The 18,499-nt window shown below is 29.8% G+C and carries 15 protein-coding genes; all 15 read left to right on the top strand.

What is annotated here, in order from left to right:
• Nucleotides 1–141: 141 nt before the first annotated feature.
• The 15 genes from M9397_RS01020 to ybgF all read left to right on the top strand — a co-directional run bounded on the left by M9397_RS01020 (nucleotide 142) and on the right by ybgF (nucleotide 18,458).
• Nucleotides 142–1,797 (top strand): phosphoglucomutase, encoded by a 1,656-nt coding sequence (locus tag M9397_RS01020; RefSeq protein WP_250227236.1) that lies wholly within the window; start codon nucleotides 142–144, stop codon nucleotides 1,795–1,797.
• 1,722 nt (nucleotides 1,798–3,519) lie between these two features.
• Nucleotides 3,520–3,927, top strand: a complete 408-nt coding sequence (gene sdhC, locus M9397_RS01015) for a succinate dehydrogenase, cytochrome b556 subunit (protein WP_250259810.1) — start codon at nucleotides 3,520–3,522, stop codon at nucleotides 3,925–3,927.
• Nucleotides 3,903–4,250, top strand: coding sequence for a succinate dehydrogenase, hydrophobic membrane anchor protein (gene sdhD, locus M9397_RS01010; RefSeq protein WP_250227111.1), 348 nt, complete (start codon nucleotides 3,903–3,905; stop codon nucleotides 4,248–4,250). The genes sdhC and sdhD overlap by 25 nt, the downstream gene beginning before the upstream one ends.
• Entirely contained in the window at nucleotides 4,251–6,029 is a 1,779-nt protein-coding gene (sdhA, locus tag M9397_RS01005) for a succinate dehydrogenase flavoprotein subunit (protein WP_250227110.1), read from the top strand. It begins immediately after the preceding gene.
• A gap of 17 nt (nucleotides 6,030–6,046) precedes the next feature.
• Complete coding sequence (locus M9397_RS01000; protein ID WP_250227109.1) at nucleotides 6,047–6,793, top strand: succinate dehydrogenase iron-sulfur subunit; 747 nt, start codon at nucleotides 6,047–6,049, stop codon at nucleotides 6,791–6,793.
• A 211-nt stretch (nucleotides 6,794–7,004) separates the two neighbouring features.
• The gene (locus M9397_RS00995; RefSeq protein WP_250227108.1) at nucleotides 7,005–9,863 is read left to right on the top strand and encodes a 2-oxoglutarate dehydrogenase E1 component; all 2,859 of its coding nucleotides are present in this window, start codon (nucleotides 7,005–7,007) and stop codon (nucleotides 9,861–9,863) included.
• 22 nt (nucleotides 9,864–9,885) lie between these two features.
• Nucleotides 9,886–11,142: a 2-oxoglutarate dehydrogenase complex dihydrolipoyllysine-residue succinyltransferase gene (gene odhB / locus M9397_RS00990; protein WP_250259808.1), complete on the top strand. Its 1,257-nt coding sequence runs from the start codon at nucleotides 9,886–9,888 to the stop codon at nucleotides 11,140–11,142.
• Nucleotides 11,143–11,257: 115 nt separating this feature from the next.
• Nucleotides 11,258–12,430: an ADP-forming succinate--CoA ligase subunit beta gene (gene sucC / locus M9397_RS00985; RefSeq protein WP_250227106.1), complete on the top strand. Its 1,173-nt coding sequence runs from the start codon at nucleotides 11,258–11,260 to the stop codon at nucleotides 12,428–12,430.
• Nucleotides 12,414–13,292 (top strand): succinate--CoA ligase subunit alpha, encoded by an 879-nt coding sequence (gene sucD / locus M9397_RS00980; protein WP_250227105.1) that lies wholly within the window; start codon nucleotides 12,414–12,416, stop codon nucleotides 13,290–13,292. The genes sucC and sucD overlap by 17 nt, the downstream gene beginning before the upstream one ends.
• Nucleotides 13,293–13,665: 373 nt before the next feature.
• Complete coding sequence (gene tolQ / locus M9397_RS00975) at nucleotides 13,666–14,418, top strand: protein TolQ (protein WP_250227104.1); 753 nt, start codon at nucleotides 13,666–13,668, stop codon at nucleotides 14,416–14,418.
• Nucleotides 14,381–14,806: a biopolymer transporter ExbD gene (locus M9397_RS00970; protein ID WP_250259806.1), complete on the top strand. Its 426-nt coding sequence runs from the start codon at nucleotides 14,381–14,383 to the stop codon at nucleotides 14,804–14,806. The genes tolQ and M9397_RS00970 overlap by 38 nt, the downstream gene beginning before the upstream one ends.
• Before the next feature lie 83 nt (nucleotides 14,807–14,889).
• Complete coding sequence (gene tolA, locus M9397_RS00965) at nucleotides 14,890–15,609, top strand: cell envelope integrity protein TolA (protein WP_250259804.1); 720 nt, start codon at nucleotides 14,890–14,892, stop codon at nucleotides 15,607–15,609.
• 145 nt (nucleotides 15,610–15,754) lie between these two features.
• Nucleotides 15,755–17,053 carry a Tol-Pal system beta propeller repeat protein TolB gene (tolB, locus tag M9397_RS00960; protein ID WP_250227235.1) on the top strand — a complete coding sequence of 433 codons (1,299 nt, stop codon included), beginning with the start codon at nucleotides 15,755–15,757 and terminating at the stop codon, nucleotides 17,051–17,053.
• A gap of 60 nt (nucleotides 17,054–17,113) precedes the next feature.
• A complete protein-coding gene (gene pal, locus M9397_RS00955; RefSeq protein WP_250259802.1) occupies nucleotides 17,114–17,650 on the top strand; it encodes a peptidoglycan-associated lipoprotein Pal in 537 nt (178 codons plus the stop codon).
• A 7-nt stretch (nucleotides 17,651–17,657) separates the two neighbouring features.
• Nucleotides 17,658–18,458 carry a tol-pal system protein YbgF gene (gene ybgF / locus M9397_RS00950; RefSeq protein WP_420022204.1) on the top strand — a complete coding sequence of 267 codons (801 nt, stop codon included), beginning with the start codon at nucleotides 17,658–17,660 and terminating at the stop codon, nucleotides 18,456–18,458.
• Nucleotides 18,459–18,499 lie beyond the last annotated feature (41 nt).

The raw sequence follows: 18,499 nt of genomic DNA, 5'->3' as shown, positions 1-18,499 counted from the left end.
TAACCTAACATAGTTATCAAAACATGTTTTAATATTCCTGTACATTAAAGACTAGAAATACCAATGCATCTAATAAACCTAATGATAATATATCACAATATTTTTAAAATTTCAAAAACAATCAATATAGGAGATTTTCACATGAAAAACCATATCCGTTCTGGACAACTAGCGTCACATAATGAAATTATTAATACGTCTCAATTAATAACACAGTATTACACTTTATCTCCAGATCCAAATAATGACGCTCATAATGTTCTATTTGGTACTTCAGGTCATAGGGGTAGTTCTCAGCGATACAGTTTTAACGAAGCACACGTATTAGCAATTAGCCAATCAATCGCACAAGTACGTGCACAACAAGGTATAACAGGACCATGTTACATTGGAAAAGATACGCACGCTCTTTCTGAACCAGCGTTCATATCTGTAATTGAAGTATTAGCAGCTAATTTTGTTGATGTTATTATTCAAAAAAATAATGGTTACACTCCAACCCCTGTTATTTCACATGCTATCACTCAATATAATAAAAATCATCGCAATGATCATTCGAAAAAAGCTGATGGCATCATCATCACTGCTTCTCATAATCCACCTGAAGATGGGGGTATAAAATATAACTCAATATACGGGGGGCCAGCTTCTAGCGATATAACTCGCTCAATTGAACAAATCGCTAATAAATTTTTAATAAATAATTTACAACACGTGCATCGTATGACATTGCATAATGCTTGGAAAAGCGGTTATATACACACACAAGATTTCATTCAAAATTATGTAAAAAAACTATCTACAATAATTAACATGCAAGCTATAAAAGCATCCGGTTTAAAATTAAGAGTACATCCATTAGGTGGGTCAAGTATAGATTATTGGCAAAATATTGCCCAATATTATCAATTAGATTTAAATTTAATCAGTGAAAAAATTGATAAAACTTTTAGTTTTATGCATCTTGACTATGATGGCTGCATCCGAGTAGACTGTTCTTCTGAATTCGCCATGGCTGGAGTATTAATAAAACCACATGATAACTTTGATTTGATTTTAGTTAATGATCCAGACTGCGATAGACATGGAATTATTACTCCTCTTGGTTTGATAAAACCCAATCATTATCTTATTATTGCAGCACATTACCTTTTCAACAATCGCCCATTATGGCATAATCATCCACTGTTCATAGGAAAAACTTATGTATCTAGTATTATGATGAACCGCGTAGCATGTAATCTATCTCGTCCACTGATAGAAGTGCCAGTAGGTTTTAAGTGGTTTGTACAAGGATTATTTAATAGTTTCTTCGGTTTTGTAGGCGAAGAAAGCGCAGGAGCATCTTTCTTAGATTTTTATTGTTCTCCCTGGTCCACAGATAAAGATGGGTTAATTATGTGTCTATTAGCAGCTGAAATGATTGCTATCAACGATAAATCCTTCCACGAGTATTATGACCGATTAGTTCAAAATTTTGAAATATCTAATTATAATCGTATTCAATTACCTATTAATTACGCACAAAAATCCCTTATCTCCAAGACATTATTTAATCAAATTAATATGACAGAACTAGCAGATGATCCTATTATTCAGATCATCAATATAAGTTCATCAAAAAATCAAATATCCATGGATGGCGTAAAAATCATCACCCACAATGGTTGGGTGGCGTGTCGATTGTCAGGCACCGAACCAGTATACAAAATTTATTGTGAAAGTTTTTTAAGTGTTTCTCATAAAAAAAAGATTGAAAAAGAAATAATAAGCGTCATCAACAATATCATTAACTAACCCTAAAATAGAAGATACACGATACTATATTCGATACAGCAGTTACTACTATATAATTACAGATTATTAAACTTTTAATTGTTATTTAACAAAAACCTCATAATCAATAATACGAAATAGACATAAATAAAAAAATTATATATACATATATACGTTATTGCTGTGAACACTTAGGATTTCACAGAGAAGTTTATGTGTTCGTTATTCTTGAACTAAAAAACATAGACACGCACGATCCTGATCAATGTTATTGATTACTATATTGTTTGTTTAAAATATTATAAAACATAATACTATACTCATAGACATAAAGCATTCATGTTTTTAAAACGATCCTTAAATAGGACATACGCTTTAAACTAAAACTGTATTCAAACAAAATATGAATCATGCAAAGAACATTGTTAATGTAACAGTTTTTTAATTAATTTACATGAAATATGTGACCTAATTATTACTTACAATATATTTGATACACTACCAACATAAAACATAATTGGAGTATGTGGTTATCCAGTTTATCCTTACATATGGTTATATATGTTTGTCCCTATTTTTTCCAGATCTATATATATATGCTATATCAACGATACTTTATATATATGAATCAGTTGGTAAACTTACATGAAAATGATCATATATATATCTAAACCATTATTCGAAGAATCGATTACATATTCTTCAAAATTAAAAATAATACACTCTTTCTCATTACGAGAAAACATATATGGATATCAACATACAAATTTATTGCTAACCTTAAAATTAAGAGCATAAACAATAATACATTGTATAAAAACCAAAAACTATACATACTATGCTCAATACAAAACAACTTATTTATATTTTAATGTTTTTATTTTGAAACACGGCTAGCACATTATTGAACAATTAAAAAATCAACATTATTAACTCAATTGGGATATTTGTTATTTTGACAACTATTTTTTTTTTGCAATAAAAATAAATTTTATTAGACCGTCTAAACGGTCGCACACAACATCAATAATCACAAATAATATATCCACAATTTCTTAGTTCTTTATCTTTTATGAAATAAGACAAATCAATATTCAATAACACCAAAACAACACAATTTTTTTTTTGCAACAAGAATATTTTCAAAATACAACATCATTATCATGTGAACTCTATGTTTCTTCTGATCACATGTTATCATTAATGATATCTTCAGATATTATCATATATAATTCAACTCATAAATATTTGGTACATTCAATAATATATTGAATATCAAGATGCTACAAACATTTTAAATACTAAAACTCAATACTTTAGTAAATCAATTATCATATTTTAAATCTATTATTTTTTAGTTATTTTCTGAGTAAGGTAAAAACAAAATTCATGATCTATCTCACTTTCGTTATTACATACACGTACCCTTTTGAAAATTAAAAATCGAATTTTATTCCAAATTTTATAATATTATTAAATTGTTAATAATATACAAGATATGATATTATCCATAATCTAATCATTTGTTATGACAGCAAATCGATTAGTACAACATACAGATATCAAAATAAAAAATAATATATATATATTATATATTCAAAAAATAATTACACTGTATAAGATGTAATTGTAATAACATCTATCTTTGTACTATTAATTATCTATATTTTGTGACATTTTAACTATATAAAGTATGTCGCTGCAAAAAATATGCAATACTATTATATATTTGAGAGTATTTATATGATCAAAAAAAATCAAAGACCAATATATCTAAATATTAGAACTATACGATTTCCTATCACTGCTATTGCTTCTATTTTACACAGAATCTCGGGAATTCTATTATTCATAACAATTGGACCAATTCTTTGGATATTAAAATTGTCTTTATCTTCTAATAATGATTTTTGCAAAATTCATCAGTTTCTATTGATGAATCATTATATTTCTCAGTTTTTATTTTGGATAGTTATGATCCTACTAAGTTATCATGTATTTGCTGGTATTCGTCAGATATTAATGGATTTCGGATGTTTACACCAAACATTACTAATGGGTAAAATGAGTGCAAAAATTATATTTATTTTGACTATTTTGTTGTCTATTTTCATTGGAATCTTAATATGGTGTCCATTAAATCAATCTTGAAATGTCATGGAGTACACGAATGGTTGCTGGTACGAATGTCTGCCATATGGATATTGCTATACATTATATATATTTCTATTTTTATTATTTTTTCTAACAACTTATCTTATGATCAGTGGTATGATTTCTTCAGCAAGAAGACCACTAAAATATTTAGCATCATAACTTTATTGTCTGCCCTAAGTCATGCTTGGATTGGTATGCGCCACATATTAGAAGACTATATAACATTGCCAGTATTAAGACAATTAGGAATATGGGTAACCGGTTCTATATTGTGCGTATACTTATTTTTTGGAATTATTATCATTTGGAGTATATAGATGCATCAAATACCAGTTAAAGAATTTTTTTCTGTTGTTATAGGAGCTGGCGGAGCAGGTATGCGCGTTGCATTACAGGTTTCTAAAATGGGGTTTTCTTGCGCCTTAATATCCAAAGTTTTCCCTATACGTTCACATACAGTATCTGCTCAAGGAGGAATTACAGTTGCTCTTGGCAATAATCACGAAGATGATTGGCAATGGCATATGTACGATACTGTGAAAGGATCTGATTACATAGGAGACCAGAATGCTATTGAATATATGTGTAAAACAGGACCTAAAGCGGTATTAGAGTTAGAGCATATGGGGTTACCATTCTCTAGACTACAAAATGGTCGTATTTACCAACGTCCATTTGGAGGACAAACTTTATATTACGGAAAAAAACAAGCAGCACGTACTGCCGCAGCTGCTGATCGTACCGGACATGCACTATTACATACCTTATATCAACAAAATTTAAAAAACAAAACAACTATATTTTCAGAATGGTACGCGTTAGATTTAGTAAAAAATCAAGATGGAAGAATACTTGGTTGTATTGCTTTTTCTATTGAAACAGGAGAATTAGTATATTTTAAAGCACGTGCTACAGTGCTTGCAACTGGAGGGGGGGGACGCATTTATCAATCTACCACCAATGCTCATATCAATACAGGAGATGGAATGGGCATGGCGTTACGAGCAGGTATTCCTGCTCAAGATATGGAAATGTGGCAATTTCATCCCACTGGAATAGCTGGTGTCGGAATCTTAGTAAGCGAAGGATGCCGTGGTGAAGGAGGATATCTTTTAAATATTGAAGGAGAAAGATTTATGGAACGATATGCTCCCAACGTAAAAGATTTAGCTGGACGAGATGTGGTAGCTCGAGCAATCATGCTGGAAATTCAAGAAGGACGAGGTTATTCAGGTTCATGCGGCCCTCATGTTAAATTAAAGATAGACCATTTGGGAAAAGAATTATTAGAATTACGATTACCTGGTATTTTGGAATTAGTACGTACTTTTTCTTATATAGATCCCGTAAAAGAGTTAATTCCAGTATTTCCTACCTGCCATTATATGATGGGTGGCATTCCTACGACAGTACACGGAGAAGTAATTACTATAAATAATGCGGGTGAAGATACGATAGTTCCAGGTTTATTTGCGGTTGGAGAGACTGCTTGTGTATCAGTACACGGAGCTAATCGACTAGGTGGAAATTCTTTATTAGATTTAATCGTATTTGGACATGCTACAGGAAAATGTATACAAACATATTTATCAGAAGAAGAATGGCCTACTCGTGGTCCTACTAATTCTGATATAGAAAAATCGTTAGCTCGTTACACTCGTTGGAATAGCAACAAATCGAGCGTAACAGAAAATCCAGTAACAATACGTCAAAATTTGCAATCATGCATGCAAAGCAATTTCTCCGTCTTCAGAGAAGAACAAAACATGCTGAAAGGATTGGAAGAACTAAAAGAAATACGTACCCGATTAAATTGTGCAATTTTATCAGATAAATCTTATACATTCAACACACAACGTGTTGAATGTTTAGAATTAGACAATTTATTAGAAACTGCTTATGTAACTGCTATGGCTGCTATTTTTAGAACCGAGAGCAGAGGAGCTCATAGCCGTTATGATTTTCCCATGCGTGATGACAAAAATTGGTTGTGTCATACATTATATTTACCAAAAAAAGATATTATGACTCGTCGTAATGTGAATATGCAACCAAAATTTCGCCCTCCTTTTCCCCCGAAAACCCGTGTTTATTAAAAAAATGGAGTTTAAATATGCAAATTAAATTTTCCATTTATCGTTACAATCCTGAAATGAGTAAAAATGCCTACATGAAACATTATACACTTAATTTATTATACGTGAAAAATATGACGTTATTAGATGCCTTAATTAAATTGAAAGAACAAGATTCAACTCTAACATTTCGTCGTTCTTGTAGAGAAGGGGTATGCGGTTCAGATGGCATGAATATAAATGGTGTAAACAACCTAGCATGTATTACTTCATTAAAAAGATTATATGATAGTAATCATCAGAATGCAATTGTAATACGTCCATTATCTGGATTTCCAATAATTCGTGATTTAGTAGTAGACATGAGTCAATTCTTTCTTCAATATGAAAGAATACAACCGTTTTTAATTAATAACCACTCTGACCAACAATCTCAGTTACTTCATGAACATTTACAATCTCCAGAAGAACGCTCTAAATTAGATGGATCTTATGAATGTATATTATGTGCATGTTGCTCCAGTTCTTGCCCTTCCTTTTGGTGGAATCCAGATAAATTTATTGGTCCCGCTGGATTATTGACTTTATATCGTTTTTTAATGGATAGTCGTGATACTAATGATAAAGAACGATTACAACTCTTAAAAGATTCTTTTAGTATTTTTCGTTGTCATAATATTATGAATTGCGTTAATGTATGTCCTAAAAAACTAAATCCAGCTAAAGCTATAGGTCATATTAAACGAATATTAGCAAAAAACTTAATTGGTATACATAACATTTAAGAGAACGACAATCATTATTTGATCGTACTTTACAATAAATAATGCGCAATAACACTTCAAACGAAGTGCTATATATATCTATGTATGATTACAGTATCTGATAAAATCAAAAATCAATTACTTATAATATAGTAAAATACTTTATTAAACTAATTACTTAACATTAAGTATTAAAAAATAAATGTAATAAATAAAATACAAGGATTTTAATATGTATAATGACACACTGAAAAATTGGTTAAATTCTTCTTATTTATCAAAAAATAATCAATCTTACATAGAACAAATTTATAAGGATTTTTTAAAAAATCCTGATTCCATAGATTCTAGTTGGATTAAAGTTTTTAAACAATTATCTATTGAAAAAAATTATGAAGATCAATCTTCTGATAATCTAAAAAACAACACATATTCTCAATTAAAACACAACATTGCACCTCTTGATACAGACGTACATATCAAGATCTGCGATAATATTACTTATATACGAATATTGCAATTAATAAATTCTTTCAGAATATATGGGCACCAATGCGCCACATTAGATCCTTTACAATTACGAAAAAATGAATACAAAAACTATCTGTTAGACTTAGAGAGTTATAATGCTGTTTTACAAAATATTCATAAAAAATTCGATATGACCCATTTCGGAATAAATAAAGAATCAATGACCTTGTCAGAAATATATGAATTTCTTAAACAAACTTATTGCGGGCCCATAGGTATTGAATACATGCATATTCTTGATATAAATACAACGCGGTGGATTCAGAATTACTTTGAATCTACAGCGGGAGTATTTAACTTTCATTCCGAAGAGAAAAAACAATTCCTTGAAGAAATTATTGCGGCAGAAGGAATAGAACGTTATTTAGGAACAAAATTTCCAGGAGTTAAAAGATTTTCATTAGAAGGGGGCGATGTTTTAATCCCTATGCTAAAAGAAATTATACGTCATTCCGTTTGCCATCATAACATCAAAGAAATATTCTTAGGAATGGCTCACCGTGGCCGTTTAAACGTATTAATTAATATTTTAGGTAAAAATCCTCAAGATCTATTTAACGAATTTTCTAATAAACACCATACTATTCGCGGTAGTGGCGACGTCAAATATCATCAAGGGTTTTATTCAGATATTACAATTAATGGAGAAGTCGTACATTTATCTTTATCATGCAATCCTTCTCATCTGGAGATTGTGAGCCCAGTAGTCATGGGATGCGCTCGAGCTCGGATTGATCAATTGATTCTTGAAGCAACTGATCACGATAAAAAAGACCATAATATAGTACTTCCAGTCACAATACATGGAGACGCAGCAATTAGCGCTCAAGGTATTGTTCAAGAAACTTTTAACATGTCTAAAACTCATGCTTATGATGTAGGAGGTGCACTGCATATCATTATTAATAATCAAATAGGATTTACAACATCAAATATCCATGACATTCGTTCTACTCAACATTGCACAGATATCGCAAAAATGATACAAGCTCCTATATTCCATGTTAACGCAGATAATGTAGATGCAGTCGTTTATGTTACTCGCGCCGCATTAAGTTTTCGCAATACATTTAAACGCGATGTAATAATTGATTTAGTATGTTACCGTAGACACGGACACAATGAAGCTGACGAACCAAGTGTGACTCAACCTATTATGTATAAAAAAATTCGTAATCATCCAACGGTACTAAATATTTATTCTGATTTTTTAAACAAAAATGGAATTATTAGTGCAAATGAAAGTTCTAAAATGATTAATACATATCGTGAAAAATTAGAAAAAGAACATTGTGTTCTGCATCAATGGATGCCAGTGCATATTCGTACTTCTTTACATACAAATAGATTACATAATAACAAAAATATTCTGAATTCTAATAAAATAAACACCCAATACTTAAAAAATTTAGCCTATCGTATCAACGATATTCCATCAAGTATCGCTATGCATTCTAGAGTAAAAAAAATTTATGATGAAAGAATAGAGATGGCTTTAGGTAATAGATTGTTTGATTGGGGATCAGCAGAAGTTCTAGCATACGCTACTTTGCTAGATCAAGGAATTTCTATTCGTTTATCTGGAGAAGACGCCGCTCGAGGAACTTTTTTTCATAGACATTCTGTAATACATGATCAAAATGATGGTACAAAATACATCCCTTTAACACACTTGATTAATACAGACAATAAAAAAGGGTCTTTTTTTATATGGAATTCAGTATTATCCGAAGAAGCATCTTTAGCTTTTGAATACGGTTATTCCAGTTTAGCACATAATATGTTAGTCATTTGGGAAGCACAATTTGGAGATTTTTCTAACGGAGCGCAAATTGTTATCGATCAATTCATTAGTTCTGGTGAACAAAAATGGGGGCAATTATGCGGTTTAGTGATGCTTTTACCTCACGGATATGAAGGACAAGGCCCGGAACATTCTTCTGCTCGTATAGAACGATATTTACAATTGTGTGCTGAATATAATCTACACATCTGTATACCTTCCACCCCAGACCAAATGTACCATATATTACTTCAACACGCAACATGCGATATTAATTTAAAAAAACCACTGATTATTATATCCCCAAAATCTCTACTGAGACATCCCATGGTAACTACTTCATTAAAAAATTTAGTATATGGATCATTTAAAACGGTCTTTAACGAAATTGATAATAATATCATTTCAAATAAAATCAATCGTGTGATAATATGCTCTGGAAAAGTATATTATGACCTATTGAGTCAACGACGTAAAAATAAACAATATAATATAGCCATTATTCGCATTGAACAACTATATCCTTTTCCTTATACAAATATACAGGCTATTTTCGATTCTTATTTGAATGTACAAGATTTTGCTTGGTGTCAAGAAGAACCTAAAAATCAAGGGGCTTGGTATTACATACAAGATTGTCTACATAACATAATGCCTTCAAATATTACATTAAATTATATAGGACGTCCTGATTCCGCTGCACCTGCAGTAGGATATTTTTCAGTGCATCAACAACAACAAAAAAAATTAATTGATGATGCATTAAATCTAAATTAATTTTTTTTAAAAAGGATAAAAAATGAGTAATATTGACATTTTGGTTCCCAATTTACCCGAATCAGTTGCAGACGCTACTGTTGCTGTTTGGCATAAAAAACCAGGAGATACAGTTCAACAAGATGATATTTTGTTGGAAATTGAAACAGATAAAATTATGCTAGAAGTTCCTGCTCCAAATACAGGAGTATTAGAATCAATTTTAGAACAAGAAGGATCAACAGTAACATCCGGACAAATTTTAGGACGTTTAAATATCGATCATCTTTTTTTTCAAAAAGATACAAAAAAAATATTTCAAGATCAAAAATCTACTACTTCCGTTACATTTCAGGAAGATATTATAGCTCAAAACAAAGAAAATCATAACATTTTAACTCCGTCGATTCGAAAACTAATAGCAGAACATAATTTACATCCAAAAAATATTCAAGGCACTGGAATCAAAGGACGTCTAACTCGTCAAGATATAGAAGCACATATTCGTTCCGAAAAAAAAATACATTATACTGACCAAAAAAATAATAAAAATATTACGCATGATTATGATTATGATGACATAAAAAATACGCACAACGATCGCAAAGAAACACGTATTTTAATGAATCGCTTACGAAAAAAAATATCAGAACGCTTACTATCTGTAACTAATACTACAGCTATGTTAACTACTTTTAATGAAGTGAACATGCAACCTATCATAAAATTGAGAAAGAAATATGGAGAATTATTTGAAAAACGTTATGGCATTAAATTAGGCATCATGTCTTTTTATGTAAAAGCAGTTTTAGAGGGATTGAAACATTTTCCCGAAATTAATGCATCCATTGATGGAGAAGAAATAGTATATTATCACTATTTTGATATAAGCATTGCAGTATCTACAGTACGTGGTTTAATTACCCCAGTACTACGAGATATTGATACATTAAGCATGTCCGATATAGAGAAAAATATCAAATATTTAGCTGAAAAAGGAAGGGACGGAAAACTAACAATTGAAGAATTAAGTGGAGGTAATTTTACCATTACTAATGGCGGAGTTTTTGGGTCATTAATGTCTACTCCTATTATCAACCCTCCCCAAAGTGCAATTCTTGGTATGCATGCAATAAAAGACCGACCCATAGCTCAAGATGGACAAGTAGCAATATTGCCTATGATGTATTTAGCCTTATCATACGATCATAGATTGATAGATGGAAAAGATTCGATAAAATTTCTAGTATACATCAAAGAGTTATTAGAAGATCCAACGCGCTTATTTTTAGAAATATAATAATATTATACATAAATACATTTTATATTCTTATATTTTGTAATCAATTAGCACCATTACTATTAACTAAATTATTATTTTAATTTAAACATCACAATACATACGATCACATACTATGAACTTATATGAATATCAAGCAAAAAAACTAATGGTAAAATACAATTTACCTATTTTAAAAGGTTTTGTATATGGTACCATAAATGATATAGAGCATGCTATTGTAGCAAATAGCATAGGTAGTGGCCCATGGGTAGTAAAATGTCAAATACAAGCAGGAGGACGCGGGAAATCAGGTGGAGTGTGTATCGTACACTCCTCAAAAAAATTATTATCATTTTCTAATAAATGGATTGGAAATAGATTGGTAACATATCAAACTGACGATATCGGAGAATTAGTGTGTTCTGTTTTAATAGAACCAGCTGTGAAGATTATTCATGAACTTTATTTAAGCGTATCAATTGATAGAGATGCATCCCAAATAATATGCATGGCTTCTACGCAAGGTGGAGTAAACGTTGAAATGACAGAAAAAACAACATCTAATCTCATTCACAAAATTATCATAAATCCTTCAGTTGGAATATATCCTTATCAAGGACGAATATTAGCATGTAAATTAGGATTATCTGGATCCAAAATAAATCAATTCTCCAGAATTATTGTCAGCACAACAAATATGCTTATTGAAAATGACCTAACGTTAATTGAAATTAATCCGTTAGCTATTACTGATGATGATCATTTTTGTTGTTTAGATGCTAAAGTAATTATAGATCAAAATGCTATATTCAGACAATCAAATTTATTAAACACATGCACGATCAATAAACCAGATAATACACTGAATTTTAATTATATTCCCTTAGAGGGAAATATTGGGTGTATGGTCAATGGTGCTGGATTAGCGATGGCTACTATGGATGTAATCAAATCAATGGGTGGGATTCCTGCCAACTTTTTAGATATTGGAGGAGGTGCTAATAAAGAATGCATAATATCAGCTTTTAATATGATTTTAAAAAATACTAAAGTATTAGCGATACTTGTAAATATTTTTGGAGGAATTGTATGTTGTGACCTAGTTGCTGAATGTATCTTAACTGCATTATCTAAACATACTTCAAAATACATCCCTATCATAGCTCGATTGGAAGGAAATAATTCTACATTAGGTTCTAATCGATTAATCAATAGCAAACTCAATATTTTTGTTACGAATAATTTAATTCATGCAATTCAAAAAATTGTAACCGCGGTGAACTTAAAAAATGTCCATTTTAATTAACAAAGATACAAAAATAATTTGTCAAGGATTTACTGGTAAGCACGCCAGTTTTCATTGTCAACAAGCATTAAACTATGGTACTAAAATAATAGGCGGAGTTACTCCAGGGAAAGGAGGCAACATCCATCTTGGATTACCCATATTTAACACTGTTGATCAGGCAATAAATAACACTAACGCAACAACCTCTATTATTTATGTACCCGCTCCTTTCTGTAAGGATGCAATTTTAGAATCAATTGATGCTGGTATTAAACTAATTGTTTGTATTACCGAAGGAATTCCAATATTGGACATGTTATTAATAAAACAACAATTAAAAAAATATAACACATGTACGATGATTGGACCAAATTGTCCAGGAATTATTACTCCAGGCCAATGTAAACTTGGCATCATGCCAAGTGACATCCATAACCCAGGATGCATAGGAATTGTATCTAGATCAGGTACTTTAACATATGAAGTAGTAAAACAAATCACTGATCTTGGATTAGGTCAGTCTACGTGTGTCGGTATTGGTGGCGATCCAATACTTGGATCTGATTTTATTGATATATTATCATTATTTGAACAAGACCCTCAAACATCATTAATGGTAATGATTGGTGAAATAGGAGGTAGATCTGAAGAAAAAGCAGCAACATATATTAATAAATATATTAAAAAACCAGTGGTTGCATATATTGCTGGTACCACGGCTCCTAAAGGGAAACGTATGGGGCATGCAGGAGCCATTATTTCTGGAATTGGCAGCACTGCTTATGAAAAATACGAAATACTGTCTAAATCAGGAGTACATATTGTAGATAACTTTATTAAAATTGGTCAATTCATTAAATCCATTAATAAACAACAATAAACATTACATATCAAAACACATATACACAGGTATACTATAATATAATATTGATAACTACAATAACCTACATCATAATAATAACAAGGTCCAACATGATTAATGTTGTTGTATTGTGTTCAAACTGATAATATGATCATTTTTATTTTTGTCTTATTTCATTTTTAGATAAAATTAAGTAACATTATTATTATAATATATTTTTTAAAACTACATATTATTTTAAATAAACTATTTTTGTAAGAATCACTGTACAACTATTATCTCTATACAATTAGATTAATCTTAAGAATTACATTGTTTTTGTAATATAAATATTATTTATCGTGACTACATTATACACTTTATATATAAAGTATAACTTAAACTAATTAATATGAATATTTTTGACTTACTTTCAGACACCAATATTTTAGTGCAAATTAGTATATTCGTATTAATTGGATTTTCCGTTTTATCTTGGAGTATTATCTTTCATCGTATCTTCGTATTAAATTCAGCACGGAGAAAATTAAAAGTATTTGAAAACGAATTTTGGTCTGGAATAGATTTATCTAGTTTATATCAAAAATCCGTAGCTCGTCGTAATAAATTAAATGGAATTGAACAAGTTTTTTACGTAGGTTTTAAAGAATTTTCTAAGTTATATCAAACAAAACATTGTGTACCTGAAACAATAATATCTAGAACACTGGATAACATGCATACTGCAACAAATATAGAACTAAAATCATTAGAAGATTATATTCCATTAATAGGTACAATCGGGTCTATCAGCCCATATCTTGGTTTATTTGGAACCGTATTAGGAATTATACACGTTTTTATAGAATTAGGTAAAACAACGACTAACAATGTCGCTACTCAGATGATTCATATACAAATGATTGCGCCAGGTATTGCTGAATCATTAATTTCTACAGCAATTGGCTTGTTCGTAGCTATTCCATCGGTTATGGCATTTAATTATTTAACCACACAAATAAACAATATGGATCAAGACTATAACAATTTTATAGAAGAATTTATTACGATTCTATATCATCAGATTTTTTTTAATATTGATTCTGTACTCAGCAAGGAAAATCAATATGAAGAGAAGACGTATAAGAAACACGATCAAATCTGATATTAATATCATACCATTTTTAGATATATTACTAGTCCTTTTAATGATCTTTATGTTAATACCGTCTAAATTGATACAAAGTTTTGAAGTAAATCTTCCAAATAGTGAAGTAATATCAAATATTATTAATGATGAAAAACTTATAATTACTATTGAAATTTTAGGTATGGGATTTTATAATCTTTCCATTAGCAACAAACATGTAGGAAAAATGAGTTTAGATCAGATTGCATCAAAAATAAGTCACCAAACACACACCATTCCTAATATAACATGTTTGATAGCTGCTTCTAAAACTGTAGAATACAATGAAATAATTAAAGTATTAAATTTATTAAATCACATCGGTATACATTCAATTGGAATGATAACAAATCCTTCTATTTAAATGCATACGACACTCTTACATAATTTGGATGATAATTATTAAATTTGTTTAATAGATATTACAAAAAATTTAGATTTGCAGTTATGATATCAATCATTGTACATGTGATCGTTTCTTTATTGCTATATAAACACATAATAAAAAAACAACAACAATACATTAATAAAATAACTGATAACAAACATTCGATTAATGCCTTTATTCAAAACTCTAATCCCAAAAAAGAAAATAACAATAATATACAAGATCAAACAGATCGATTCAAAATAACAGAAACACAGCGTCCATTAGCAGGGACAACATTGTCCAACCCCCCTGCTAAAAAGAAAAATCAGAATACTATAGAAAAAAATTTATTAATACATGATGAATTAAATTATCATCAATCTCATGAGTCTAATAAACTCGATAATCTACTGAATGCATTAATTAACAAAGAAAAATCTATAAAAAAAAATAACAAAGCATTCAAATTAAACGTAACAACGAAAAAAAACAATAATGAAAATAACATTTCAAACGAAATTATTAAAAATAATGAAATTAATACGTATAAATGTATGATCAGCGAATCAATACAAAAAAAATTTTATAACTCCTCTCATTATACTGGTAAACAATGCAACCTACATATCCAATTAGCACCTGACGGCACGTTATTATCAGTCACCGCTATATCTGGAGATTACGAGTTATGCCAAGCTGCAATTATTGCTGCTAAATTAGCAAAAATTCCTAAACCCCCAAATCTAGGTATTTACGAAATATTTAAAAATACAATATTAAATTTTTCTCCTCAATAAACAAAATATTTACACATTTATAAAATAATAATAATATATATGGTCTTTTAAATAACCTATGTTTAATTATAAAATTTCCATGTATTTAATAACTAAGAAGACTCATAAACTATCAAATTGGCTACAAAAAATATCCTTATCAATAATGTTAATCACATTTGTATGGAAACCTTCACTTCTTGCAGATATGCATATTGAAATTACATGCGGAGTAAATACAGCGCACCCCATTGCTGTAATACCATTTACATATATTAATAATCAATATCATAAATCAATGTCAATTGAAAATATAGCATCGATAATAGCAGCTGATTTACGCAATAGTAGCAAATTCAATACCATTCCCGTAGAATATTTACCACATAAACCGACCAAAGTATCTGATGTGATCCCAACCTTTTGGGAAAAATTAGGAATCAATATAATTGTATTAGGAACAGTACATATAAACTATGATGAAAACTATATTATTTCATATCATTTAGTAGATACTTCTAGTAACCCTGCGTTAATAATATTAGAAAATCAATATTCAGTAGAAAAAAAATGGCTACGCTATGTAGCTCACGCTATCAGCAATGAAATTTTTGAAAAGTTAACCGGTATAAAAGGTGTGTTTTGTACACGTATTGCTTATATTTTACGTATTTATAATGATAAATATCCCTATGAGTTATATGTTTCTGATTACGATGGTCATAATCCAATTTCAATCTGTCGGTCCACAGAACCATTAATGTCTCCAGCTTGGTCTCCAGATGGAAAAAAAATTGCTTATGTTACTTTTTCATCCGGCCATTCAGAGCTTGTTGTTCAAGCATTAAACACCGGTTTAGTTAATAGTATTATTAGTTTTCCAAATCATAATGGCGCCCCTTCTTTTTCTCCCGATAGCAAAAAAATAGCTTTTTCTTTGTCTAAAACAGGCAGTTTAAATTTATACATTATGGATTTAGAATCCGGAGAAGTTAAACAATTAACCAAGAATAGAAATAATAATACTGAACCTAGTTGGTTTCCAGATAATCAAAATATAGCTTATACTTCGGATCAAGGAGGTAAACCACAAATATACAAAATTAATATTAAAACTACTGAAATTCAAAGATTATCTTGGCTACATACTAGTAATCAAAATCCAAGTGTTAGTTCAGATGGAACATTTTTAATAATGGTTAATAGACATCAAGGCAAACAAAATATTGCTAAATTGAATTTATTAACTGGACAAGAAGAAATACTAACAGATACACTGTTGGCTGACACTCCTAGTATTGCTCCCAACAATACCATGGTAGTATACAGTAATATTAATAAAGATCTAACAATAACAACATCTCATTTAGAATTAATCTCTGTTGATGGGCATTTTAAAGCTCATATACAAAAAAATCAAGGAGATATAAGATTTCCAACTTGGTCCCCATTACATTTAGAATAAGATACATAACTAATTTTCATTGCAGTCAACATTTAAAATAATAAATAAATGGATATATAAATGAAATCGAACATTTTTTTTAAACAACTAATATTTGGACTAAGCATGAGCATACTGATGATTGCATGTTCTTCATTATCATCTAAATACGACGATACTACTACTATTCATAATCAAGAAAAAATTGAATTGAATCGTTTTAAACATGCTAATGCGCAAAATAATAAAGCGATTGATGATCAAATACAGTTAAAAAACCAAGAATTAAAGTCCAACAATGTTATTTATTTTCCTTTAGATCAATATGATATTCCTTCTCAGTTTTTTTACTCGTTAAATATCCATGCTAATTTTTTATATAATAATCCATTACAGTATATGATAATTGAAGGTCATGCCGATGAACGTGGTACTCCAGAGTACAATATTGCATTAGGTGAACGTCGAGCTAACTCTGTCAAATCATACCTACAAAGTAAAGGTGTATTATCTGAGCAAATGTTAACTGTATCTTATGGTAAAGAAAAACCAGCTGTATTAGGACAAAACGAAGAAGCTTACTCTAAAAATAGACGTGCTGTATTAAAATATAAATAATATTCATATGTTTAAATTGATACTATTGCTACATAAATTATATATATTCATTATGATAATCATATATTGCAATATCGCAAATAATAATATCGTATACGCTAAAGATATAAATAATAAGATAGATACTAATCAACGCATTAATCAATTACACCAGATATACGATGCACACAGCCAATGCTTAATTCAGATGCAACAACAGTTATCTGAAAATCAACGAGATATTGATATTCTACGTGGGAATATTCAAGATATACAGCATCATATATTAGAAATTATAAATAATCAACCAAAAGCATCATCTCAACACACCAGTAATATTTCAAATAAACACAACAATACATCATACTATTCTAATACCAATACTTCTGGTAAATTATCCAGTAACTCAAACATTCAAAAAACCCAAAAAATAGATAATGCAATAATAATAGATATAGAAACTGCATATAAACAAGCAGTATCATTAGTATTGGAAAAAAAACAATACAATAAAGCAATAGAGGCTTTCCAAAATTTTATAAAAAGTCATCCAGATTCAATTTATCAATCAAATTCACATTATTGGTTAGGACAGCTTTATTATAATAAAGGTAACAAAAATGATGCTGCTCATCATTTTGCTTTAGTCGTAAAAAATTATCCTAAATCATTGAAAGCATCAGATGCATTATTAAAATGTGGTATTATCATGCAAGAAACAGAACAAAAAGAAAAAGCTAAGACAATATATAAACAAGTAGGAAAATTATATCCTAATAGCAACGCAGCAAAACAAGCTCAAAAACGTTTGATGCACTTATCATTATAGTAATAAGTAACAAATTATTGTTTAAAATCAATTTTTACCTT

This window comes from Blochmannia endosymbiont of Camponotus sp. C-003 (assembly GCF_023585685.1).
Lineage (GTDB): Bacteria > Pseudomonadota > Gammaproteobacteria > Enterobacterales > Enterobacteriaceae > Blochmanniella.
The sequence above is the reverse complement of the archived record's forward strand: the minus strand, read 5'-3'. Positions and strand labels throughout refer to the sequence as shown.